Source organism: Klebsiella sp. K-Nf6 (assembly GCF_002806655.1).
Taxonomy (GTDB): Bacteria; Pseudomonadota; Gammaproteobacteria; order Enterobacterales; family Enterobacteriaceae; genus Klebsiella; species Klebsiella variicola.
In genome coordinates, this window is record NZ_PIBN01000005.1 from 280,789 (window position 1) to 304,021 (window position 23,233).

The 23,233-nt window shown below is 59.1% G+C and carries 17 protein-coding genes; 9 read left to right on the plus strand and 8 right to left on the minus strand.

The window, feature by feature from the left end:
• Positions 1-28 precede the first annotated feature (28 nt).
• Entirely contained in the window at positions 29-451 is a 423-nt protein-coding gene (gene rraB / locus CWM61_RS11460; protein WP_008807126.1) for a ribonuclease E inhibitor RraB, read from the plus strand.
• Positions 452-500: 49 nt separating this feature from the next.
• Positions 501-1,265, plus strand: a complete 765-nt coding sequence (gene miaE / locus CWM61_RS11465) for a tRNA isopentenyl-2-thiomethyl-A-37 hydroxylase MiaE (RefSeq protein ID WP_074387238.1) — start codon at positions 501-503, stop codon at positions 1,263-1,265.
• Between the two features lie 249 nt (positions 1,266-1,514).
• On the opposite strand, the gene CWM61_RS11470 is transcribed toward miaE, so the two are convergent.
• On the minus strand, positions 1,515-2,018 hold the full coding sequence (locus CWM61_RS11470) for a GNAT family N-acetyltransferase (protein WP_061155958.1): 504 nt from the start codon (positions 2,016-2,018) through the stop codon (positions 1,515-1,517).
• 185 nt (positions 2,019-2,203) lie between these two features.
• On the opposite strand from CWM61_RS11470, the gene CWM61_RS11475 reads away from it, so the two are divergent.
• Entirely contained in the window at positions 2,204-3,397 is a 1,194-nt protein-coding gene (locus CWM61_RS11475) for a YjgN family protein (RefSeq protein ID WP_100631255.1), read from the plus strand.
• A 62-nt stretch (positions 3,398-3,459) separates the two neighbouring features.
• Here CWM61_RS11475 and CWM61_RS11480 read toward each other — a convergent pair whose 3' ends face one another.
• The 3 genes from CWM61_RS11480 to pepA form a co-directional block, all read right to left on the minus strand.
• On the minus strand, positions 3,460-6,315 hold the full coding sequence (locus CWM61_RS11480; protein ID WP_100631256.1) for a valine--tRNA ligase: 2,856 nt from the start codon (positions 6,313-6,315) through the stop codon (positions 3,460-3,462).
• Entirely contained in the window at positions 6,315-6,758 is a 444-nt protein-coding gene (gene holC / locus CWM61_RS11485; RefSeq protein WP_008807122.1) for a DNA polymerase III subunit chi, read from the minus strand. Before holC ends, CWM61_RS11480 begins: the two co-directional genes overlap by 1 nt.
• Positions 6,759-6,879: 121 nt before the next feature.
• Positions 6,880-8,391: a leucyl aminopeptidase gene (gene pepA, locus CWM61_RS11490; RefSeq protein ID WP_008807121.1), complete on the minus strand. Its 1,512-nt coding sequence runs from the start codon at positions 8,389-8,391 to the stop codon at positions 6,880-6,882.
• A 389-nt stretch (positions 8,392-8,780) separates the two neighbouring features.
• Between pepA and lptF the strand changes: the two genes are divergently transcribed.
• On the plus strand, positions 8,781-9,878 hold the full coding sequence (lptF, locus tag CWM61_RS11500) for an LPS export ABC transporter permease LptF (RefSeq protein WP_061155955.1): 1,098 nt from the start codon (positions 8,781-8,783) through the stop codon (positions 9,876-9,878).
• A complete protein-coding gene (gene lptG, locus CWM61_RS11505) occupies positions 9,878-10,960 on the plus strand; it encodes an LPS export ABC transporter permease LptG (protein ID WP_008807120.1) in 1,083 nt (360 codons plus the stop codon). Before lptF ends, lptG begins: the two co-directional genes overlap by 1 nt.
• Before the next feature lie 51 nt (positions 10,961-11,011).
• Here the strand turns inward: lptG and CWM61_RS11510 are convergent, their stop codons facing one another.
• Together CWM61_RS11510 and CWM61_RS11515 are read right to left on the minus strand one after the other, a co-directional pair.
• Positions 11,012-12,514: a helicase HerA-like C-terminal domain-containing protein gene (locus CWM61_RS11510; RefSeq protein ID WP_061155954.1), complete on the minus strand. Its 1,503-nt coding sequence runs from the start codon at positions 12,512-12,514 to the stop codon at positions 11,012-11,014.
• Positions 12,515-12,612: 98 nt separating this feature from the next.
• Positions 12,613-13,434, minus strand: coding sequence for a TIM barrel protein (locus tag CWM61_RS11515; protein WP_064171395.1), 822 nt, complete (start codon positions 13,432-13,434; stop codon positions 12,613-12,615).
• Positions 13,435-13,785: 351 nt separating this feature from the next.
• Here CWM61_RS11515 and CWM61_RS11520 point away from each other — a divergent pair, with 351 nt between their 5' ends.
• A complete protein-coding gene (locus tag CWM61_RS11520) occupies positions 13,786-15,291 on the plus strand; it encodes a CoA-acylating methylmalonate-semialdehyde dehydrogenase (RefSeq protein ID WP_061155952.1) in 1,506 nt (501 codons plus the stop codon).
• 18 nt (positions 15,292-15,309) lie between these two features.
• On the plus strand, positions 15,310-16,119 hold the full coding sequence (gene iolB / locus CWM61_RS11525) for a 5-deoxy-glucuronate isomerase (RefSeq protein ID WP_074387234.1): 810 nt from the start codon (positions 15,310-15,312) through the stop codon (positions 16,117-16,119).
• 670 nt (positions 16,120-16,789) lie between these two features.
• Here iolB and CWM61_RS11530 read toward each other — a convergent pair.
• Both CWM61_RS11530 and CWM61_RS11535 read right to left on the minus strand, forming a co-directional pair.
• Complete coding sequence (locus tag CWM61_RS11530) at positions 16,790-17,647, minus strand: MurR/RpiR family transcriptional regulator (RefSeq protein WP_004152190.1); 858 nt, start codon at positions 17,645-17,647, stop codon at positions 16,790-16,792.
• Positions 17,648-17,798: 151 nt separating this feature from the next.
• The gene (locus tag CWM61_RS11535) at positions 17,799-19,712 is read right to left on the minus strand and encodes a bifunctional 5-dehydro-2-deoxygluconokinase/5-dehydro-2-deoxyphosphogluconate aldolase (protein ID WP_100631257.1); all 1,914 of its coding nucleotides are present in this window, start codon (positions 19,710-19,712) and stop codon (positions 17,799-17,801) included.
• 505 nt (positions 19,713-20,217) lie between these two features.
• Here CWM61_RS11535 and iolD point away from each other — a divergent pair.
• Positions 20,218-22,158 carry a 3D-(3,5/4)-trihydroxycyclohexane-1,2-dione acylhydrolase (decyclizing) gene (iolD, locus tag CWM61_RS11540; protein ID WP_074387229.1) on the plus strand — a complete coding sequence of 647 codons (1,941 nt, stop codon included), beginning with the start codon at positions 20,218-20,220 and terminating at the stop codon, positions 22,156-22,158.
• Between the two features lie 46 nt (positions 22,159-22,204).
• The gene (locus tag CWM61_RS11545; protein WP_004152192.1) at positions 22,205-23,218 is read left to right on the plus strand and encodes a Gfo/Idh/MocA family protein; all 1,014 of its coding nucleotides are present in this window, start codon (positions 22,205-22,207) and stop codon (positions 23,216-23,218) included.
• Positions 23,219-23,233 lie beyond the last annotated feature (15 nt).

Sequence of the window (23,233 nt, forward strand, 5' to 3'; positions counted from 1 at the left end):
AACTGCCGCACATTATGAGGAACGAGCCATGGCAAACCCGGAACACCTGGAAGAACAGCGTGAAGAGACGCGTCTGATTATCGAAGAGCTGCTGGAGGATGGCAGCGATCCGGACGCACTGTACACGATTGAGCATCACCTCTCTGCAGACGATTTCGAAACCCTGGAGAAAGTGGCGGTGGAAGCGTTCAAGCTGGGCTATGAAGTGACCGAGCCCGAAGAGCTGGAAGTGGAAGAGGGTGACATGGTCATCTGCTGCGATATTCTGAGCGAATGCGCACTGAACGCAGACCTGATCGATGCCCAGGTAGAACAGCTGATGACGCTGGCAGAAAAATATGACGTCGAGTATGACGGTTGGGGCACCTACTATGAGGACCCGAACGGTGAAGAAGACGGCGACGATGACGAAGATTTTGTCGATGAAGACGACGATGGTGTTCGTCACTAAGTCGCAGATGGATACGGCGGCGCCTGCCGCCGTATAGCAAGGAACCTCCATGGATTACCCGCAGATACTCTCCCCGATTATCAATTTCCTGCACTGCCCGACGCCGCAGGCGTGGATTGACGAAGCCCGCAAGCCGGAAAACCTGCCGCTGCTGTTGACCGACCATATGGTGTGCGAACTGAAAGCGGCGCAGAACGCCATGCTGCTGGTGCGTCGCTACGTCGCGGACAAAGCCGACGCCGACGAGCTGCTGGCCTGCCTGAAGCCGTATGAAGACTTCACCTACCGCTGGGGGCCGGAGCCGGATTTTATCGCCCTGCATAAGCGGATCAACAAAAGCGCCATGCCGCAGACCGACGACCCATGGGGCCGCCAGTTGCTGGACAGCATGATTTTGCTGATTAAAGAGGAGCTACATCACTTCTGGCAGGTGCGGGAGATGATGCTGGCGCGCGATATCCCCTACGTCAAAATCACCGCCAGCAACTATGCCCGCGGCATGCGGCGGGAGGTGCGTTCGCACGAGCCGGTGATGCTGATCGATAAGTTGATCTGCGGCGCTTATATCGAGGCCCGCTCCTGCGAACGCTTTGCGGCGCTGGCGCCGTGGCTGGATGACGAGCTGCAGAAGTTTTATCTGTCGCTGCTGCGCTCCGAGGCGCGTCACTATCAGGACTATCTGGATCTGGCGCAGAAGATTGCCGGAGACGATATTAGCGAGCGGGTGCGCCAGCTTGGCGAGGCGGAAGCGGCGCTGATCCTCAGGCCGGAGGCCGAGTTCCGCTTTCACAGCGGTGTGCCGGTAGCGGCGTAACCCTCGGTATTCGGGCCCGGTAGCCACTAACACCGGCAGTTTCAGTAGCCATGGGGAGAGAGATAGCGTTGAGAGCTTCAGCTCGCAATGGTACGGGCCGTAGGTCGGGCAAGGCGTTAGCCGCCACCCGACAAAAAAACGGCACCGCGAGCACGGGACATCCCCCGGCTCGCGCTACGCTTAGCCGGGCTACCGAACTGTAGCCCCGGTAAGCGTAACGCTACCGGGGACACCTGCGATATCGAGGCGTTAAAGCGTTTTCAGCATCCGTACTTCACAGTCAACGTGGCCGGTGCAACCCAGCGGCCCGTCAATGTGCTCGAAGCCGAGATGTTCATATAAGCCGATCGCTTCCGTCAGGAAGGCGGTGGTTTCCAGATAGCAGCGTTTAAACCCCTGCTCGCGGGCGTAGTCCAGCGCCAACAGCGCCAGCTTCTTCGCCAGCCCCTGGCCGCGGACGCTGGTCATAAAATACATTTTCTGCAGCTCGCAGATATCCGGCTCGCTGCAGGCGAGCGGCGCGACGCCACCGCCGCCAACCACTTCACCCTCTTTCTCCACCACCCAATAGGCAGAGCCCGGCTGGCTGTACAGCTCATACAGTTCATCGAGATTCGGGTCGGCGACCGTATAGCCTTTATCGGCGGTCAGGCCATATTCTGCCGATACCTGGCGGATGACGGCCGCTATCGCAGCGTTATCCTGTACCGCGATACGGCGTAAAGTAAAGGTCTGTGGCGCGGCAAGATTCATAGAATCACTCAATTTTAGCTTAAATAACCATACATTTCTTTAATACCATTATTCGTTTACAGGCGCAAGGTGCGCGTGAAATGTATTGCCGGGAAAATTCAAAATAATATATTCTGCTCGCTTAATGCCGATGCGCATTATTTATTATTTTTATATATGTTTTAAAGTACAAGGACGACTTTTTTATGAGTATGATTTCAGGACAATTGCAGCGTTCTGGCCATTCTTTTGTTTTTCATGGTCAGGCCGGGCGCTATTTTATTATTTGTCTGGTTAATATTATTTTTTCTGTAATAACTTGTGGGTTATTTATTCCATGGGCATGGGTACGGAGTCGCAGTTATCTTTGTGAGAATATGGAGGTTAATGGCGCCCGCTTTGCCTATCACGGGCGCGGTATCACGATTTTACTCAGCTGGCTGTTGATATTTGTCGTGCTGCTTTTACTCAGCTTAGCGCTTGCCATTTTCTCTCCCGGTAGCGAAGGGCTGGAGACACTGGCATTTCTTATCCTGCTGCCGGTAATGATAATTAAGGGGTTAAGCTACCATGCCACCATGACCTCTTTCGCGAATATTCGCTTTGGGGTTCAGTGTCATCTGCTGCGCGGATGGTGGATTATGCTCGGCTTACCCTTGCTGATATACGTGCTAACGGCGGTGGTGTTCGCCATGCTGGGAAGTCGGCTCTTTTACAATGGCCTAAATAGCATGCTGCTGGGGATCGTTGTGCTGTTTTTGCTGTCGCTGGTTATTATGGCGATAACCAGCGGTGTGGTTTACAGCCACTGGCTTGATCTCATCGGCAAAGGCGCAACCTTAGGCAAAAATAAATTTAATATTTATGTGAGTACTAAGCGTTGTGTGGTGATTTTTTTATGGGCAACGGCGATTTTGTTGCCGTTTATCGTCATTTTTATTGGCTTTTTATTTTCCGCATTCGCTCAACTGCTGATGGGCTGTATGTTTGGTCTGTGCAGTGAAGGTTCGGCACTGTTTATGGCATTGCGGCATCTTGGGGCGGTATTAGGGGGATATGTATTCCTCACTATCGGTATCGTGTTATCCATGGCATACCTTCGTGTGGCTTTACGTAATCACGCGATGAATAACCTGGTGCTGGGGGACAGCGTTCATTTTCGTTCCACCCTGACGTTTTTCGGTCTTGCTCCGCGTTTACTGGCGTTGACGTTTTTCACGCCGCTGACGCTGGGGCTGGCCTATCCCTGGTTTAAGATTGATTTACTACGCTATATTGCTGAAAACACGACGATGGTCGGTGAGCTCGATTCGCTCGATCTACAGCCGGCGGCGCCACCGCAGCCGACGGTATCTGACAAACTGTGCGGCGGTTTTTTTCCGATGCTGCCGTTCCTGTAATGTAAAAAGGCCGGAGCAAGCTCCGGCCTTTTTCTATCGCGAGCAATGACAGCCGCGAGCAATTACAGCGCGGCGATCACCGCCTGCTGCTCAATTAGCTTCGCTTTCGCTTCCGCGTAACCTTCCAGCTTCTCGCGCTCTTTAGCGATCACCGCTTCCGGCGCGCGAGCCACAAAGCCTTCATTGGACAGCTTGCTTTCGATGCGGCCAATTTCACCTTCGATTTTGGCCACTTCTTTCGCCAGACGCGCCAGCTCATCTTCTTTATTGATGAGGCCCGCCATCGGGATCAGCAGCTCGGCGCCGTCGATAATTTTGGTCACAGAGACCGGACCTTTATCATCGGCAGGCAGCACGGTAATGCTTTCCAGACGCGCCAGGTTCAGCAGGAAGCTGCGGTTGTCGTTCACACGACGCTCGGCCTCTTTGCTGCAGCCGCGCAGCAGCAGTTCCAGAGGTTTACCCGGGGCGATGTTCATTTCCGCACGGATGTTACGCACGGCGACGATCGCCTGTTTCAGCCATTCGGTGTCGGTCAGCGCCGCTTCATCGACCTGAGAAGCATCGTACTGCGGGAACGGCTGCAGCATGATGGTGTCGGCGGTAATACCGCAGATCGCTTTCACGCGCTGCCAGATGGTCTCGGTGATGAATGGAATGATCGGATGCGCCAGGCGCAGCAGACCTTCCAGCACGGTCACCAGCGTATGACGCGTCCCGCGCAGCTCTGCTTCGCTGCCACCGTTCATCACCGGCTTGGTCAGTTCCAGGTACCAGTCGCAGAACTGGTTCCAGGTGAACTCGTACAGGATGCCGGCGGCGATATCGAAGCGGAAGTTATCCAGCGCTTCGCGATACGCTTTCACGGTGTGGTTGAATTCCGCGAGGATCCAGCGGTCGGCCAGGGAGAGCACCATCTCGCCGCCGTTGAAGCCGCAATCCTGATCTTCGGTGTTCATCAGCACGAAGCGGCTGGCGTTCCACAGCTTGTTGCAGAAGTTACGGTAACCTTCCAGACGCTTCATATCCCAGTTGATGTCGCGGCCGGTAGAGGCCAGCGCCGCCAGGGTGAAGCGCAGGGCGTCGGTGCCGTGCGGCTCAATGCCGTTCGGGAACTGCTTCTCGGTACGCTTGCGGATTTTTTCCGCCAGCTGCGGCTGCATCATGTTGCCGGTACGTTTCTCCAGCAGCTCCGGCAGGGTGATGCCGTCAACCATATCCAGCGGGTCGATAACGTTACCCTTGGATTTGGACATCTTCTGGCCTTCGTCGTCGCGGATCAGACCGGTCATGTAGACGGTCTTAAACGGTACCTGCGGCTTGCCGTTTTCATCTTTGATGAAGTGCATGGTCATCATGATCATGCGGGCGATCCAGAAGAAGATGATGTCGAAGCCGGACACCATCACGCTGGTCGGATGGAACTGACGCAGGGCGTCGGTGTTTTCCGGCCAGCCGAGGGTGGAGAAGGTCCACAGCGCGGAGGAGAACCAGGTATCGAGAACGTCTTCATCCTGACGCAGCGCAACGTCGGCGCTCAGGTTGTTTTCCTGACGCACTTCGTCTTCAGTACGGCCCACGTAGACGTTGCCGTCGTTGTCATACCATGCCGGGATGCGGTGACCCCACCACAGCTGACGGGAGATACACCAGTCCTGAATATCGCGCATCCAGGAGAAGTACATGTTTTCGTACTGCTTCGGCACGAACTGAATGTCGCCATTCTCAACGGCTTCTACTGCCGGCTTGGCCAGCACGTCCGCGCGCACGTACCACTGGTCGGTCAGCATCGGTTCGATAACCACGCCGCCGCGGTCGCCGTAAGGGACGGTCAGGTCGTGCGGTTTGATCTCTTCCAGCAAGCCGAGGGCGTCAACCGCCGCGACGACGGCTTTACGCGCCGCGAAGCGTTCCAGTTTCTGGAACTCCGCCGGGATCTCGCTGGAGTAGACGTCGGATTCATTGCCTTTGGTGTCGTAGACTTCCGCGCTTTCGCGGATGTCGCCGTCAAAGGTGAGGATGTTGATCATCGGCAGCTGATGACGACGACCCACTTCGTAGTCGTTAAAGTCGTGCGCCGGGGTGATTTTCACGCAGCCGGTGCCTTTTTCCATGTCGGCGTGTTCGTCGCCAACAATGGGAATGCGGCGGTTAACCAGCGGCAGCACCACGAATTTGCCAATCAGATCTTTGTAACGCGGATCTTCCGGGTTAACGGCCACACCGGTATCGCCCAGCAGGGTTTCCGGACGGGTGGTGGCGACCACCAGGTAGTCTTTACCGTCAGCGGTTTTCGCGCCATCGGCCAGCGGGTAGCGGATGTGCCACATGGAACCTTTCGATTCGCGGTTTTCCACTTCGAGGTCGGAGATGGCGGTGCGCAGTTTCGGGTCCCAGTTAACCAGGCGTTTACCGCGGTAAATCAGATCTTCTTTGTACAGGCGAACAAAGACTTCTTTCACGGCATTGGAAAGCCCCTCGTCCATGGTGAAGCGCTCGCGCTCCCAGTCCACGGAGTTGCCGAGGCGGCGCATCTGGCGGGTAATGGTGCCGCCGGATTCCGCTTTCCACTGCCAGATTTTGTCGATGAAGGCATCGCGGCCGTAGTCGTGACGGGTTTTCCCTTCTTCCGCGGCAATCTTACGCTCAACCACCATCTGGGTGGCGATACCCGCGTGATCGGTACCGGCCTGCCACAGGGTGTTTTTGCCCTGCATGCGCTGGTAGCGAATCATGGTATCCATGATGGTTTGCTGGAAGGCATGACCCATATGCAAACTGCCGGTGACGTTCGGCGGCGGGATCATGATGCAGAAGCTCTCCTGGCTTTCATCACCATTCGGTTTGAAATAGCCCTGCTTTTCCCAGTGCTCGTAAAGCGGCTGTTCGATATCTTGTGGGTTGTATGTCTTTTCCATTATTTCCAGGTTGCCGTGTTCAGGTTGAAACCAGCCATGCGGTACGCTTTATAGCGTTCGCGCGCCAGTTGTTTCAGATTTTCTTCGTAAGGGACAAAGTCTATCACTTCTGTGAAAGCGGTGGCAAAATCTGCAAAGTTAAGCCGCAGACTGATCAGAATGTCCCGCGGGCTGCTGTTGCGTTTCTGCGGCCAGGCAATCTCCACCGGCGCACCGCCTCTCGGGCCTTCTCCCGCCAGATTATGCGGCACAAAGCTTTCCGGCGGCCGCGACCACAGCGCCTCGTCGAGGCGAATAGCCTGCTGCTCATCTTCACAGGCGATCAGGACGCGCTTGCCGTTGCGCCAACGTTCTGCGGCAATGTCACACACCAGCTGCTCGACGGCGCTCAGGCCTTCGACGGTGTTTTCGTTGTCCAGAAGGTAGAACGTTGCATTCTTCATATATGGGGCTTCTTGTCGTGGATTTAAATGCAAAGCCGGGTGGCGCTACGCTTACCCGGCCTACAAACGGCATCTTTCCGTAGGCCCGGTAAGCGTAGCGCCACCGGGCATCAGACGGCAATCACTCTTCGCCGTTAAAACCCGCACGATTGAGCAGGAACTGCGACAGCAGGGCGACCGGACGACCGGTGGCGCCTTTGGCCTTGCCGGAACGCCAGGCGGTACCGGCGATGTCGAGGTGCGCCCAGTTGTACTTGCGGGTGAAGCGTGACAGGAAGCAGCCAGCGGTAATGGCGCCGCCAGGACGGCCGCCGATGTTCGCCATATCGGCAAAGTTGGATTCCAGCTGATCCTGGAACTCGTCGGCCAGCGGCAGACGCCAGGCGCGGTCGCCCGCCAGTTCGGAGGCGCCGATCAGCTCATGGGCCAGCGGGTTATGGTTCGACATCAGGCCGGTGATATGATGGCCGAGGGCAATCACGCAGGCGCCAGTCAGCGTTGCGACGTCGATAACCGCTTCCGGCTCGAAACGCTCAACGTAGGTCAGGACGTCGCACAGCACCAGGCGGCCTTCGGCGTCGGTGTTCAGCACTTCCACCGTCTGGCCGGACATGGTGGTCAGAACGTCGCCCGGACGATAGGCGCGACCGCCAGGCATGTTTTCACAGCCCGCCAGCACGCCGATGACGTTCAGCGGCAGCTGCAGCTCGGCAACCATCCGCATCACGCCGTACACCGCCGCCGCGCCGCACATGTCGTACTTCATCTCGTCCATGCCTTCGGCAGGCTTGATGGAGATACCGCCGGAGTCGAAGGTCAGGCCTTTACCGACCAGCACGATAGGGCGCGCGTCCTCAGACGGGTTGCCTTTATACTCGATGACCGACATCAGCGACTCGTTCTGCGAACCATTGCCGACGGCGAGATAGGAGTTCATCCCCAGCTCGCGCATCTGCTGTTCGCCGATCACGCGGGTGATGACGTTCTTGCTGTAGGTGTCAGCCAGCTGACGCGCCTGGGAAGCCAGATAGGCGGCGTTACAGATGTTCGGCGGCATGTTGCCAAGATCTTTCGCCGCTTTGATGCCGGCGGCGATCGCCAGGCCATGCTGAATGGCGCGCTCGCCGCTGGTGAGCTCGCGGCGGGTCGGCACGTTAAAGACCATTTTACGCAGCGGGCGACGCGGCTCGCTTTTGTTGGTCTTCAGCTGGTCGAAGCTGTACAGCGTCTCTTTGGCGGTTTCAACGGCCTGGCGAACTTTCCAGTAGTTGTTGCGGCCCTTGACGTGCAGCTCGGTCAGGAAGCAGACCGCTTCCATTGAGCCGGTATCATTCAGGGTGTTGATGGTTTTCTGGATGACCTGCTTATACTGACGCTCATCCAGCTCACGCTCTTTACCGCAGCCAATCAGCAGAATGCGCTCAGACAGAATGTTTGGCACATGGTGCAGCAATAACGTCTGGCCAGGTTTGCCTTCCAGCTCGCCGCGACGTAGCAGGGCGCTGATGTAGCCGTCGCTGATTTTATCGAGCTGTTCGGCGATGGGGGAGAGGCGACGTGGTTCAAAGACGCCGACCACGATACAGGCGCTCCGTTGCTTCTCCGGGCTACCGCTTTTTACACTGAACTCCATGCACTATGCTCCTGAATCTTAAAGACAACAGTGGTGGCTACGGCTATACTCGTCGCCTTTCAAGTTGCAGATGCGCCGGCTGCGCCTGCTTACCTGACGCGGGCATAACGCGCGCGCCGGGGGTCACAGCCCTGCTGCCTTCTTACAACTCGAAATCCATTGAGTATATAATTGCAAGCTTTCGTAACTCATGTCCGCTGTTGCGGTGACTTCGTGTTAATCTTAACGTTATTAAGGCCTGGGTTCGTCAGAAAAGATCCTGACATGCAGAACCGATGAGTCATTTAATCTTAGCGATGTTTTCGACGACCAAAGAGAATAAATGACGTTTAAGCCATGAAACAAGCAATTTTCCTGCAATAAAACGGGTTTTTACGGGCGTATTTATAGTGATAATCATAAGATATCTGGTTCGTGAGACGCTGAAAAGCCAGTTGGCGATCTTATTCATCCTGTTACTGATTTTCTTTTGCCAGAAATTAGTCAGGATCCTCGGCGCTGCGGTGGATGGCGATATCCCAACCAATCTGGTGCTCTCGCTGTTGGGGCTCGGCATCCCGGAGATGGCGCAGCTTATCCTGCCGTTAAGTTTGTTCCTTGGCCTGCTAATGACCCTGGGCAAACTCTACACCGAAAGTGAAATTACGGTGATGCACGCCTGCGGCCTGAGCAAAGCCGTGCTGATCAAGGCGGCGATGATCCTCGCGCTGTTCACCGGCGCGGTGGCGGCGGTCAACGTCATGTGGGCGGGGCCGTGGTCGTCGCGCCATCAGGACGAAGTGCTGGCCGAAGCCAAAGCCAACCCCGGCATGGCGGCGTTGGCCCAGGGCCAGTTCCAGCAGGCCAGCGATGGTAACGCGGTGATGTTTATCGAGAGCGTCAACGGCAGTCGCTTCCATGACGTCTTCCTTGCCCAGCTGCGTCCGAAAGGCAATGCGCGCCCCTCCGTGGTGGTCGCGGATTCTGGCGAACTGTCGCAGCAGAAAGACGGTTCGCAGGTGGTGACCCTCAACAAGGGCACCCGCTTTGAAGGCACGGCGATGCTGCGCGACTTCCGCATCACCGACTTCAATAACTATCAGGCTATCATCGGCCACCAGGCGGTGACCTCCGATCCGGACAATACCGAACAGATGGATATGCGCACCCTGTGGCAAACCCACACCGACCGCGCGCGCGCCGAGCTGCACTGGCGCTTCACGCTGGTGGCGACCGTCTTCATTATGGCGCTGATGGTCGTGCCGCTCAGCGTGGTGAACCCGCGTCAGGGCCGCGTGCTGTCGATGCTGCCGGCGATGCTGCTCTATCTGGTGTTTTTCCTGCTGCAAACGTCGATTAAGTCGAATGGCGGCAAAGGCAAAATGGACCCGGCTATCTGGATGTGGGCGATTAACCTGCTCTATTTTGCGCTGGCGGTGCTGTTAAACCTGTGGGATACGGTGCCGATGCGCCGCTTCCGTGCCCGTTTTAATAAAGGAGCGGCCTGATGCAGGCGTTTGGCGTACTTGACCGTTATATCGGTAAGACGATTTTCAACACCATCATGATGACCCTGTTCATGCTGGTGTCGCTCTCCGGCATTATCAAGTTTGTCGATCAGCTGAAAAAGTCCGGGCAGGGTAGTTACGATGCGCTGGGCGCTGGTCTCTACACCATCCTCAGCGTGCCGAAGGACATCCAGATCTTCTTCCCGATGGCGGCGCTGCTTGGCGCGTTGCTGGGGCTGGGGATGCTGGCCCAACGCAGCGAGCTGGTGGTGATGCAGGCATCCGGTTTCACCCGGCTGCAGGTGGCGCTGGCGGTAATGAAAACCGCGATCCCGCTGGTGCTGTTGACCATGGCGATCGGCGAATGGGTGGCGCCCCAGGGCGAGCAAATGGCGCGCAACTACCGCGCCCAGCAGATGTACGGCGGTTCGCTGCTGTCGACTCAGCAAGGGCTGTGGGCGAAAGATGGCCACAACTTTGTCTATATCGAACGCGTGAAAGGCAACGATGAGCTGGGGGGCGTTAGCATTTATGCCTTCAACCCGGAGCGTCGTTTAGAGTCGGTACGCTATGCCGCCTCGGCAAAGTTCGATAGTGAAAATAAAGTGTGGCGCCTGTCGCAGGTGGATGAATCCAACCTGACCGATCCAAAGCAGGTGACCGGGTCGCAGATGGTGAGCGGCACCTGGAAAACTAACCTGACGCCGGATAAGCTCGGCGTGGTTGCCCTGGATCCGGATGCGCTGTCGATCAGCGGTCTGCACAACTATGTGAAATACCTGAAGTCCAGCGGCCAGGATCCGGGACGCTACCAGCTCAATATGTGGAGCAAAATCTTCCAGCCGCTGTCGGTGGCGGTGATGATGCTGATGGCGCTGTCGTTTATCTTTGGCCCGCTGCGTAGCGTGCCGATGGGCGTGCGGGTGGTGACGGGGATTAGCTTCGGCTTTATCTTCTACGTGCTGGACCAGATTTTCGGCCCGCTGACCCTGGTATATGGCATACCGCCGATCATCGGCGCGCTGTTGCCGAGCGCCAGCTTCTTCCTGATAAGCCTCTGGCTGATGATGCGCAAGGCCTAGCGGGTTAAGCCCGGAACGTATAAGCCCCCTCAACGATGAGGGGGCTTTTTTTTAGCGCTTGCGTCCGCCCAGCAGGCTGCCCAGCATGCCGCGGACGATCTGATTGGTAACCTGGCGAACCGCGCTTTTCGCTGCCGTCTGCACGATACCGTCGCGTTTACCGCCGCGCGGGCCGGTGCTGCCGAACAGAATATCTTTCAGGCCGCCGAGCAGTCCATCGTCATCACCGCTTTGCTGACCCTTCGCCGGCGGGGCCGACTGCTGCCCGGTGGCGACCTGCACCCCTTGCTGCAGCATCTCAAAGGCCGACTCGCGGTCCACCTCCTCCTCATACTTGCCGTACAGCGGCGAGTGATTCAGCAGGCCATTGCGCTCGTCATCGCTGACCGGACCCATTCGCGAGCAGGGGGCGATAACCATCGCCCGCTCGACCACCGACGGACTGCCTTTTTCATCGAGGAAGGAGATCAGCGCCTCGCCGGTGCCCAGCTCCTGGATCGCCTGTTCGGTACTAAACGCCGGGTTGGCGCGCATGGTCTGGGCGGCGGTTTTCACCGCCTTCTGGTCCTTCGGCGTAAAGGCGCGCAGGGCATGCTGCACGCGGTTGCCCAGCTGGCCGAGCACGGCGTCGGGAATATCCGCCGGGTTCTGCGAGACGAAATAGACGCCGACGCCCTTGGAGCGGATGAGGCGGATCACCTGTTCGATTTTATCCAGCAGTACCTGCGGCGCGTCGTTGAACAGCAGATGCGCTTCATCGAAGAAGAACACCAGTTTGGGTTTTTCGAGATCGCCCGCCTCCGGCAGACGCTCGTAGAGCTCGGAAAGCATCCACAGCAGGCTGGCGGCGTACAGCTTCGGCATCTGGTAGAGCTTTTCGGCGCTGAGGATATTGATCACCCCTTTACCGCTGGCATCGACGCGCATCCAGTCGGCAATATCCAGCATCGGTTCGCCGAAGAAGTGTTCGGCACCCTGCTGCTCCAGGGTTAACAGCCCGCGCTGGATGGCGCCGACCGAGGCGCTGCTGATATTGCCGTACTGGTTTTGGAACGATTTGGCGTTGTCGCCAATAAACTGGGTGATGGCGCGGAGGTCTTTGAAGTCGAGCAGCAGCAGGCCGCGGTCGTCCGCGATGCGGAAAATAATGTTCAGCACGCCGCTCTGCACCTCGTTGAGATTGAGCAGGCGCGCCAGCAGCAGGGGGCCAAGATCGGAGACCGTCGCCCGAACCGGGTGGCCCTTCTCGCCAAAGATATCCCAGAGTACCACCGGGTTGGCATGCGGCTCCCAGTCGCTGACGCCGATCTTCTCCAGCCGCGCCTGCAGTTTCTCTGAGCTCTGTCCTGCGGCGGCAATGCCGGTCAGGTCGCCCTTGACGTCCGCCATAAATACCGGCACGCCAATCTCCGAGAACGACTCAGCCAGCTTTTGCAGGGTGACGGTTTTACCGGTGCCGGTCGCACCGGTGATAAGCCCATGGCGGTTGGCCATCGCGGGCAGCAAATACAGCGCGTTATCCAGCGTGCGCGCAATCAACAAGGGTGAGCTCATGATCGATTCCTCCATTTATCCTGCGACGATTATAGGCAACCTCGTCGTCCGGCGTTGGGGAAATTGTCACGTGCCGCGCACGCTGTGCAGAGCAGTCTTCAGGCGCAGTGGCGCTGGATAAGCGCGATGCTCTGCTCAATTTCGCGCTCGATATCCGTTTCGCTCCACTGCGCCAGTTCGGGCGCGAAGGGCTCAAAAGCGTATACCCCTTGATAGCCGCGGGCTTCCAGCGCTTTAACCTGCTCGCAGGTGCCGAGACGATCCTGCGGGGTTAGCATGATGCGCTCGGCATCGGTGAGCTGCTCGCGCGGACGGGTATCGTCCACCCCGGAAAGGTGCACCAGACCGATGTCCGCCACCTCCACCTGGCTGAACTCGTCCGCCGCCTGCGGGTAGAGATGGTGATGGAAGGTGTCGATCAGCAGCTTAAACGGCACGCGGGCGTCGTGGATCAGCGTCTGCGCCTGGAGTGCCGAACGCAGCGAGCTTTGCGGGAAGCCCAGCGGCTCCACCAGGCCGTGGATGCCATAGAACGCAAACAGCGGCGACAGATCGCGCAGGGCGCTCAGGGTTTCGCTGGCCGGCACTTCGCTGCCGTCGTTAAGCGGACAGAGCACCAGCGATTTGGCGCCGATGGCCTGGGCCTCTTTCAGCAGCGATTCGGTCAGCTGCCGCACCTCTTCGCTACGACGGTTAAAGGGGTAGACCGCGTTAATCGTCAGGATCTCGATGTGGTAGCGCGCCGCCAGCTCGCGCACCTGCTGATGGCTCAGATCGTCGGTCACTTTTCCGCTGGGTAAATCGTTGCGCAGCTCAACCTTATTCAGGCCCAGACGGTTCACCAGACGGAAAAACGCTTCAATGCTGAGCGCTGGCGCGATTTTGCGGTTAATACAAAAACGTTGCATTGCGATGGCCATAGGACACTCCTGACGGAAGAGGGGGGAGGTTCGTTCAATTGGCTAACAGTCAAAACGTTTATTCCAAAATTAGCAAGAATGGAAATGATGAATGTTTGAGCTGTCTCGCAAAATATCACTGGCCCAGACTACGGGGCGACAGCGGCGGGAAGCCTGGCATCGAGAGACAACGAGGCGCGATGCGGGAAGCGCACAGGCAATCCGTCAGCGCAAAATGCGACTGCTATCACCAAAATGAAATTTCATTTCACAACAATGTTGAAATATAAATTTCATTTTACTACGGTTATAGCACAGCAGAATCAGCGACGGGCCGGTGTGCGCTGGCCCTCTTCACTATGAGGCGAGAACATGACGATCACAGGAAACTTTATTGGCGGGAAAACCGTTATCAGCAGCAGCAACGAAACGATGCCGGTGTACGATCCGGCGACGGGCAAAGCGGTGCGCGAAGTCACGGTGTCGACCGCGCAGGAAGTCTCCGAGGCGATTCAGGTTGCTCGCGATGCGTTTGACAGCTGGTCCCGTACTACGCCGCTGCGCCGCGCCCGGGTGCTGTTCAACTTCAAAATGTTGCTGGAGCAGCACGTGGAAGAGCTGGCCGGGATCATCGTCAGTGAGCACGGCAAGGTGTGGTCGGATGCGCTGGGCGAGCTGACCCGCGGCATGGAAGTGGTCGAATTCGCCTGCGGGATCCCGCACCTGATTAAAGGCGAATACTCCTCTGACGTCGGCACCGGCGTCGACAGCTACTCGCTGATGCAGCCGCTGGGCGTGGTGGCCGGGATCACCCCGTTCAACTTCCCGGCGATGGTGCCGATGTGGATGTTCCCGCTGGCGCTGGCCTGCGGCAACAGCTTCATCCTCAAGCCGCCCGCGCTGGCGCCGACGGCCGCCGTGCGTCTGGCAGAACTGCTGAAAGAAGCCGGTCTGCCGGACGGCGTGTTTAACGTCGTGCACTGCAGCAATGAAGATGCCGAGCAGCTGTATACCGATCCGCGCATTGCCGCGGTGAGCTTCGTTGGCTCCTCCGGTGTGGCGGAGTATATCTATAAGACCGCCAGCGCCCACGGCAAGCGCGTGCAGGCGTTCGGCGCTGCCAAAAACCACGCGATTGTGATGCCGGATGCCGATCTCGACGCCACCGTTAACGCCATTATGGGCGGTGCTTTTGGCTCCGCAGGCGAGCGCTGCATGGCGCTGCCGGTGGTGGTGGCGGTGGGAGATGAAACCGCCGACAAACTGATCGCCCGCCTGAAGCCGCTCGTGGAAGCGCTGAAAGTGGGGCCGGGCTGTATGCGCGGCCAGGAAGAGAACGAGATGGGACCGGTGGTGTCTGATACCCACCAGAAAAAAGTGCTCGGCTATATTGATAAAGGCGAAAGCGAAGGGGCAAAACTGGTGGTCGATGGCCGCAAACTGCGCGTGCCGGGTTATGACGCAGGCTATTATGTCGGCGGCACCCTGTTCGATCACGTCACCCCGGAGATGACCATCTGGCGCGAAGAGATCTTTGGCCCGGTGCTGGGAATTGTGCGCGCGGCGGACTATGACAGCGCCCTTGAGCTGGTCAACAGCCATGAGTTTGGCAACGGCAGCGCCGTCTTCACCAGCAACGGCCACACCGCGCGTGAATTCGTCCACGACGTGCAGGCGGGGATGGTTGGGGTGAACGTGCCGGTCCCGGTGCCGATGGCGTTCCACAGCTTCGGCGGCTGGAAGCGCTCGGTGTTTGGCGCGTTGAACGTCCACGGGCCGGACGGCGTGCGCTTCTACACGCGCATGAAGACCGCCACCGTACGCTGGCCGGCAGGGCAGCAGACCGTATCTGAATTCAGCATGCCGACGTTAGGTTAATCGGCGAAGGAGAGCGCCATGTCGTTACTGGCTAAATCGCGAAAAGAGGGACAGATCCAGCATATTACGCCGCAAAGCGCCGGTTGGCGCTATATCGGCTTTGATGTCTGGATGTTGAAAAAAGGGCAGACCGTGACGCTGGAGAGCGGCGATCGCGAGCTGTGCCTGGTGCTGGTCGCCGGGCTGGCGTCGGTGAAAACGCAGCATGCCGATTTCCCGAATCTCGGTAAACGGATGTCGCCGTTTGAACGCACCCCGCCGTGGTCGGTCTACGTGCCGCCGCAGGATAAAGTCGAGGTAACTGCCGATTCCGATCTGGAGCTGGCGGTATGCAGCGCGCCGGGCAAAGGCAGCTTCCCGGCACGCCTCATTCGGCCGGAAGACGTCGGCGTAGAGCATCGCGGGAAAGGGCGCAACCAGCGCCGGGTGCATAATATTCTGCCGGACAGCGCCGAGGCGGACTGCCTGCTGGTGGTGGAGGTGTACACCGACGAGGGGGCCACCAGTTCGTGGCCGTCGCATAAGCATGATACCTCCCAGCCGGGCAAAGAGACGCAGCTGGAAGAGACCTACTACCACCGCTTCGATCCGCCGCAGGGCTTTGCCTTCCAGCGGGTCTACACCGACGACCGCAGCCTGGACGCCTGCATGGCGCCCTACAACCACGATGTGGTGATGGTGCCGCGCGGTTACCACCCGGTGGCGGCGATTGCCGGTTATGACAGCTACTATCTGAACGTGATGGCCGGGCCGGATCGGAAATGGTTGTTCACCTGGGAAGATGACCACGCCTGGATCAACACGCCGGAGTACCCGCGCCACGACTGACGCACTTTGCAGAAGCGGATAAAAAAGGCCGGTTAGCGATGCTAACCGGCCTTCTTGTTTGAGGGCGGCGGGTGTTTGTTAGCGAAACGCTCCGTCGAATCCCACTCCCAGGCCTGGCAAGCAACAGCGCTGCCGGGCATGACACCTCCGGCGCCATACCCGTCTTGTGCCGGATGGCGCTACGCTTATCCGGCCTACGGTATCCTCACGTGAGCTCATATATCGTAGGCCCGGCAAGCGCTGCGCCGCCGGGCGATGACCGCAGGCACGGAGCTGCTTTTATGCCGGGCGGCGGCTCACGCCTTGCCCGGCCTGGGGTTCGTGCGACCTGCCGTTGATTGACCCACTTGTGCGAATGGCCGCCCCCTGTGCGCTCCCTGCGCCATGCCAGGCATAACGCAGACGATTAACCGGGAGCGCAATGTGCGCTGAAATCACATGCGACAAACGCTTTTCCCGGATTAATAAAGTTGCATACCAATAACATTATCTCCGGCACCCCGCAGGCGCATATACCCCAGGCCCGGCAAGCGCAGTGCCGCCGGGCAGGACACCTCCGGCACCATACCCGTCTTGTGCCGGATGGCGGCATAAATGCCTTATCCGGCCTACGGGATCCTCCCGTAAGCCTATACAGTGCCGCCGGGTCACCGACGCCAGGCGGCTTATCTCACGCCTTCTGCTTGGCCTCGGACTCCTGACTGCTGTTCAGCGCCAGCGAAACCGCCAGCGTCTGAGCCAGACACAGGGAAGCAACCTGCGAGCGGAAGCCATCCACCTGCGCTTCACGCACCACAAAGCAGACATCGCTGAAGGCTGCCAGCGGGCTGACCTGGCTGTCGGTAATGGCGATCTGCCGCGCTTTGCGCTGCGCGCCCAGCTCCACCAGCTCGACCACTTCCCGCGCGTACGGCGAGAAGCTCACCGCCACCACCACGTCTTTCGGGCCGACCAGACTCAGTTGCTCGGTGAACATGCCGCCGAGGCCGTCGATCAGAAAGGCTTTGCGATCGAGGTGGCGCAGCGCATAGGTCAGATAGGAGGCGACGCTGAACGACCGGCGCAGGCCAATGACGTAAATATTTTCCGCTTCGCCCAGCAGGGCCACCGCGCGCTCCAGATCATCGCTGGAGGTCTGCATCGCCAGCTGCTGCAGCGCCTGGTTGTTCACCATCGTGAACATATTGAGGATTTCCGTTGGCGTTTCCGGCGGGCTGGACTCATCGCTGGTGGTCTGGCGGAACAGACGGGCGCGCTCGGTATAGTTGGCGGTCTCTTCCATCAAATGTTGCTTGAACATCTGTTTCATTTCGTTAAAGCCGCTAAAGCCGAAGGCGTTGGCAAAACGAATCAACGTGGAAGGGGGAACATCCGCCTGTTGCGCAATGGAGGCCACGGTATCGAAAGCCACGCTATTGCTGTTATCAAGGATATAGCGGGCGACCTGTTTCAGGCGTTTGCTTAACGTATCGTAGCGACGCCTGATTTCATCCTGCAGGATGGTCAGCTGTGTTGGGTTATTGGCCATAGAGTGCGCTCTGAGAAAATGGAAGGAATATGGCTTCCAGTGTACCAAATGAAGCGAATTTTTCATTTATTGCGACGAAATACGCGATTCATTTCACGAAGAAACAGAAAAACGCCCGCTCCGCAAGGTGACGGAGACGGGCGTCGGGGGATCAGCGGCGGGCTTCGCGCCAGTAGCCAATGAGCGTCAGGTAGTTGCGTTTCACTTCCTCTATCAGGGCCTCATCGCTGAGCTCACCCTGCATCCAGCGCCGCGACGGCAGGCCAAAGATGGTGCGCCCGACGGCGAAACCTTTGATCATCGGGTGTGCGGCCGCCTCGGCGAAACCGGCGCGCAGTTTGTCGGAAGGCGCGTCGAGGCCGAGGATCAGGATCCCGCGGCTCCACGGATCTTCGCGCTCGATAAGGGCGGTGATCTGCTGCCAGCAGGCGCTGGAGAGCGGCGGCAGCTTCCACCAGTCTGGCTTGATCCCCAACTGATAGAAGTGTTCCAGCATGGTGTGGTAATGGCGCTCGTCTTTGTCCGGGCCATTTTCCGGCAGGATCACCTCCAGCAGCAGCTCATGGCCTGACTTGTTACAGGCCTGCCACACCTCGAGCAGCAGAGCGTCCTGCTCTTCACGCAGCGCCGCCGGGTCGGCAGGATGATAGAAGACCAGGCATTTGACGACATGCTCCAGCGGCCAGTCAATCAGCTGCGAGCCGATGTTGCCATGCTCCAGACGCAGCGGTCGCGAGCTGGGCAGCTCGATGGGGCGGCCGATCCACCAGCCCTTGCCGGTAATGGCGTTCAGCGCACGCTGGCCATAGGTGCCGTCGGCCAGAATGCCGCTGCGCTGATCGAGACCCGCCTCCTGCGCCGCCGCTTCGGCCGCGGCTAACAACAACAGCTTGAGCTGCGGAATGCAGGCTTCATCGCGCCCGGTCTCCCGTGCCAGGTCGGCCAGCTGTTTGCGATGGTCGAAGGCGAAAATGCACAGCTCCGGCCACTGCTGACGGCGGCTGGTGACACGGTGCAGGTGGTTGAGGCGCTCGTCGACGTCCGGGCGCGGCACCGATTCGGCACGCAGCAGGTAGTCATCGAGTTCGACTTTGGTCGGCATCGCTGGCGCGCAGCCGTGGCGGGAAACCACCAGCGCGCCGCAGGCGTTGGCATAACGGCAAGCCTGCTCCCAGCCTTCGTCGTTGAGCCAGCCGCGCAGCAGGCCCGACATAAAGGCATCCCCGGCGCCCAGCACATTGAGGACTTCCACGCGCACGCCCTGCTGCAGCGGCACCTGGTCCCAGCTGTCCGGGATGTCGCCTTCCAGCACCACGCAGCCCATTGGCCCGCGCTTACACACGAGGGTGGCTTTGGTGGCATTGCGCACATTTTTCAGCGCGGTCAGGGTATCGGTGCTGCCCCCGGCAATATGAAACTCTTCTTCGGTTCCCACCACCAAATCGAACAGATGCAGCACTTCCTGCAGCTGGCTGGTGACCGGCCCGGACTCAATGAAACGGGTTTCGCCATCGCCGAGCGAGGTGAGCCCCCACAGCACCGGACGGTAATCGATATCCAGCGCGGTACGCAGGCCGTGACGGCGAGCGTATTCCAGCGCCTTCAGCACCGCGGCGCGAGTGTTGGCGTGCGACAGGTGGGTGCCAGTCACCGCCAGCGCCCGGGAGGAGGCAATATACTCCTCGCTAATGTCGTCAGGCGTTAAGGCCATATCGGCGCAGTTATCGCGGTAGAAAATCAGAGGGAAGGTCTCCTGATCCTTAATCCCCAGCATCACCAGCGCGGTCAGGCGGGATTGGTCGGTGATCAGATACTCGGTATCCACCCCGGCGCGGTTGAGCGTTTCGCGCAGGAAACGGCCGTTGTGTTCATCGCCAACGCGCGCCAGCATGGCCGATTTCAGCCCCTGAATCGCGGTGCCAAAAGCCACGTTGCCGGAGGAGCCGCCCAGATATTTAGAGAAACTGGCAACGTCTTCTAGCCGCGAACCGATCTGCTGGGCATAGAGGTCGACGGCCACCCGACCTATACAGATGACGTCGAGCCGCTTTACTGCTGCATTCATAGCTAGGATTTCCTTTTTGGTGTCTGCTGCCTGGAAGGGTCGGGATCCCGACGTCGACTCCGTGAACAGCCTGAGGGTTATTGGTTACCCTTAGTTTGAGAAATAAATATTTCATTTGCAAACTCGTTCGAAATTAAAAAACCAAAAGTGTGAGGGATCTACCACTCTGCCGCACTGAGCCTCGCGTGAGCGTGGATCGCCCCCTCTGTCACCCCGGGGGAAAATGAAACGCCGGAAGCGGTTTCTTTACCTATGATTTTTAAGGGGATATGGCCGTCTGGCGCGGCAAAACAGCGCCCGAAAACCTGTCAGGAATGTCAATGAAACGTATGAAATGGGTAGAGAGTTTGATCCCTCTCGCAAAATGAAATATTTCTTCTGTATTTGTATTTAATGAAAAAAATGTTTGCCTATAATCCACAGGTATTCCAGTGACGTGAACGACGGCCCCGGCGGCATCGGCGCGACGCCACACACAAATACTGAACAATAAGGATTGTGCATCATGGGCAAACTGAGACTGACGACGGCGCAGGCGCTGGTGAAGTTCCTCGATAACCAGTACCTGGAAGTGGATGGCGTAGAGCTGAAATTCGTGAAAGGCATTTTCGCGATTTTCGGCCATGGCAACGTCCTGGGGCTGGGGCAGGCGCTGGAGCAGGACAGCGGCGATATGCGCGTCTATCAGGGGCGTAACGAGCAGGGGATGGCCCACGCGGCCACCGGTTTTGCCCGCCAGGCCCTGCGCCGGCAGATTATCGCCTGCACCTCCTCCATCGGCCCGGGGGCGGCCAACATGATCACCGCCGCCGGCACCGCCAGCGCCAACCGCATTCCGCTGCTGCTGCTGCCGGGCGATGTCTTCGCCACCCGCCAGCCGGACCCGGTGCTCCAGCAGATTGAACAGAGCTACGATCTCAGCATCAGCACCAATGACGCTTTCCGCGCAGTCAGCAAATACTGGGACCGCATTACCCGCCCGGAACAGCTGATGAGCGCCTGCATCAACGCCATGCGCGTCCTGACCGACCCGGCGGAAACCGGCGCGGTGACGCTGTGCCTGCCGCAGGATGTGCAGGGCGAAGCCTGGGACTACCCGGAATCCTTCTTTACGCGCCGCGTGCACCGTCTCGACCGCCGCCCGGCCAGCGCCGCGCAGCTGGCGGACGCCGTGGCGGCCATCAAAGCCAGCCGTAAACCGCTGATCGTCTGCGGCGGTGGGGTGAAATACTCCGGCGCGGGCGAAGCGCTGTCCCGTTTCGCCGAGCGCTACGGGGTGCCCTTCGCCGAAACCCAGGCCGGGAAGGGGACGGTGGTCTCGTCTCACCCCCTGAACGTCGGCGGCGTCGGCGAGACGGGCTGCCTGGCGGCGAACCTGCTGGCGAAAGAGGCCGACCTGGTGATCGGCGTCGGCACCCGCTTCAGCGATTTTACCACCGCCTCGAAATGGATTTTCCAGCACCCGGAGGTGCGTTTCCTGAATATTAACGTCAGCAACTTCGACGCCTGGAAGCTGGACGGCATTGCCATGCTGGCAGATGCCCGGGAAGCGATGACCGCCCTCGACGCGGGGCTGGCGGACAGCGGCTGGCAGGCCGGCTGGGGCGCGCAGATCGAGAGCGTGCAGAGCCGTCAGTTAAAAGAGACCCAGCGCGTCTACCAGGCGGTGTGGCAGGAAAAATCCTTTGTGCCGGAGATCGACGATCACCTCGATCGTGAATCGGTGTATCGCGAGTTCCGCCAGATCACCGACTCCACCCTGACCCAGAGCAGCGTCCTTGGGGTACTGAATGAAACGCTGCCGGCCGAGGCGGTGATCGTCGCGGCGGCGGGCAGCCTGCCCGGCGATCTGCAGCGCGTCTGGCGCAACCGCGCGGAAAACACCTACCACGTGGAGTACGGCTACTCCTGCATGGGATACGAAGTCAACGCTGCGCTGGGCGTGAAGCTGGCGCAGCCGCAGAGCGAAGTCTACTCCCTGGTCGGCGATGGCTCCTTCATGATGCTGCACTCTGAGCTGGTCACCTCCCTGCAGGAGCGGGCGAAGATCAACGTCGTGCTGTTCGACAACATGGCCAACGGCTGCATCAACAACCTGCAGATGGAACACGGGATGGACAGCTTCGGCACCGAGTTCCGCTACCGCCAGCCGGAAACCGGCCAGCTGCAGGGCGGCCTGGTGCCGGTGGACTTCGCCACCATCGCCGCCGGCTACGGCTGCAAAACCTGGCGCGTCACCACCCTGGACGAACTGCGCCACGCGCTGGACGCCGCCCGTCGCGAAACGGTCAGCACCCTGATTGATATTAAAGTGCTGCCGAAGACCATGGTGCACAAATACGGCAGCTGGTGGAACGTTGGGGTCGCCCAGACGGCGCTCTCTGAGCGGATCCGCAAGGTGGCGCAAATGATTAATGAAAAGCGCGCCCAGGCGCGTGATTACTAAAACGAACCTCTACCCTGAATCCTACAGACTTACGGAGAAAACCATTATGTCGCTCAAATTAGGTGTCATCGGCGCTGGCGCTATCGGTAAAGAACACATCCGTCGCTGCACCCAGGTTCTGCAGGGCGCCACCGTTGTGGCGGTGTCTGATATCAATGCCGACAACGCCCGTGCGGCGGTCGCGCTGCCGGGCGTGCAGGCGGAAGTCTACGCCGACGGCCACGACGTGATTAACGCCAGCGATGTCGATGCCATCCTTGTCACCTCTTGGGACCCGACCCACGAAGAGTACACCCTGGCCGCCATCGCCGCTGGTAAGCCGGTGTTCTGCGAAAAACCGCTGGCGATGTCTGCGGAAGGCTGCCGCCGCATCGTTGATGCTGAAATGAAGGCCGGCCGTCGTCTGGTGCAGGTTGGCTTTATGCGCCCGTACGACGAAGGCTATCTGGCGCTGAAAAAAGTGATCGACGATGGTGATATCGGCGCGCCGCTGATGCTGCGCTGCGCCCACCGCAACCAGTCGGTCGGCGAGAACTACACCACCGATATGGCGATCACCAACACCCTGATCCACGAGCTGGACGTACTGCGCTGGCTGCTGAACGATGACTACCGTTCCGTACAGGTGCGCTTCCCGCGCTCCACCTCGCACACCCATGCGCGCCTGAAAGATCCGCAGATCGTCTCCTTTGAAACCAAAAAAGGCACCCTGATCGACGTCGAAGTGTTCGTGAACTGCCAGTACGGGTATGACATCCAGTGCGAAGTGGTCGGCGAAACCGGGATTGCCCGTCTGCCGGAGCCGTCTGCCGTCCAGATGCGCAAGTCCGCCAGCCTGTCGACCGCCATTCTGACCGACTGGAAAGACCGCTTTATTAAAGCCTACGACGTCGAGCTGCAGGCCTTTATCAACGACGTCAAAGCCGGCCAGCTGCACGGCCCGTCGGCCTGGGACGGCTACGCGGCGTCGGTGGCGGCGGACGCCTGCATTAAAGCGCAGGGAACCAGCGAGCCGGTTGAGGTGACGCTGCCTGAGTGCCCGGCATTCTACAAACGTTAAGCGCGTTTTGCTGAC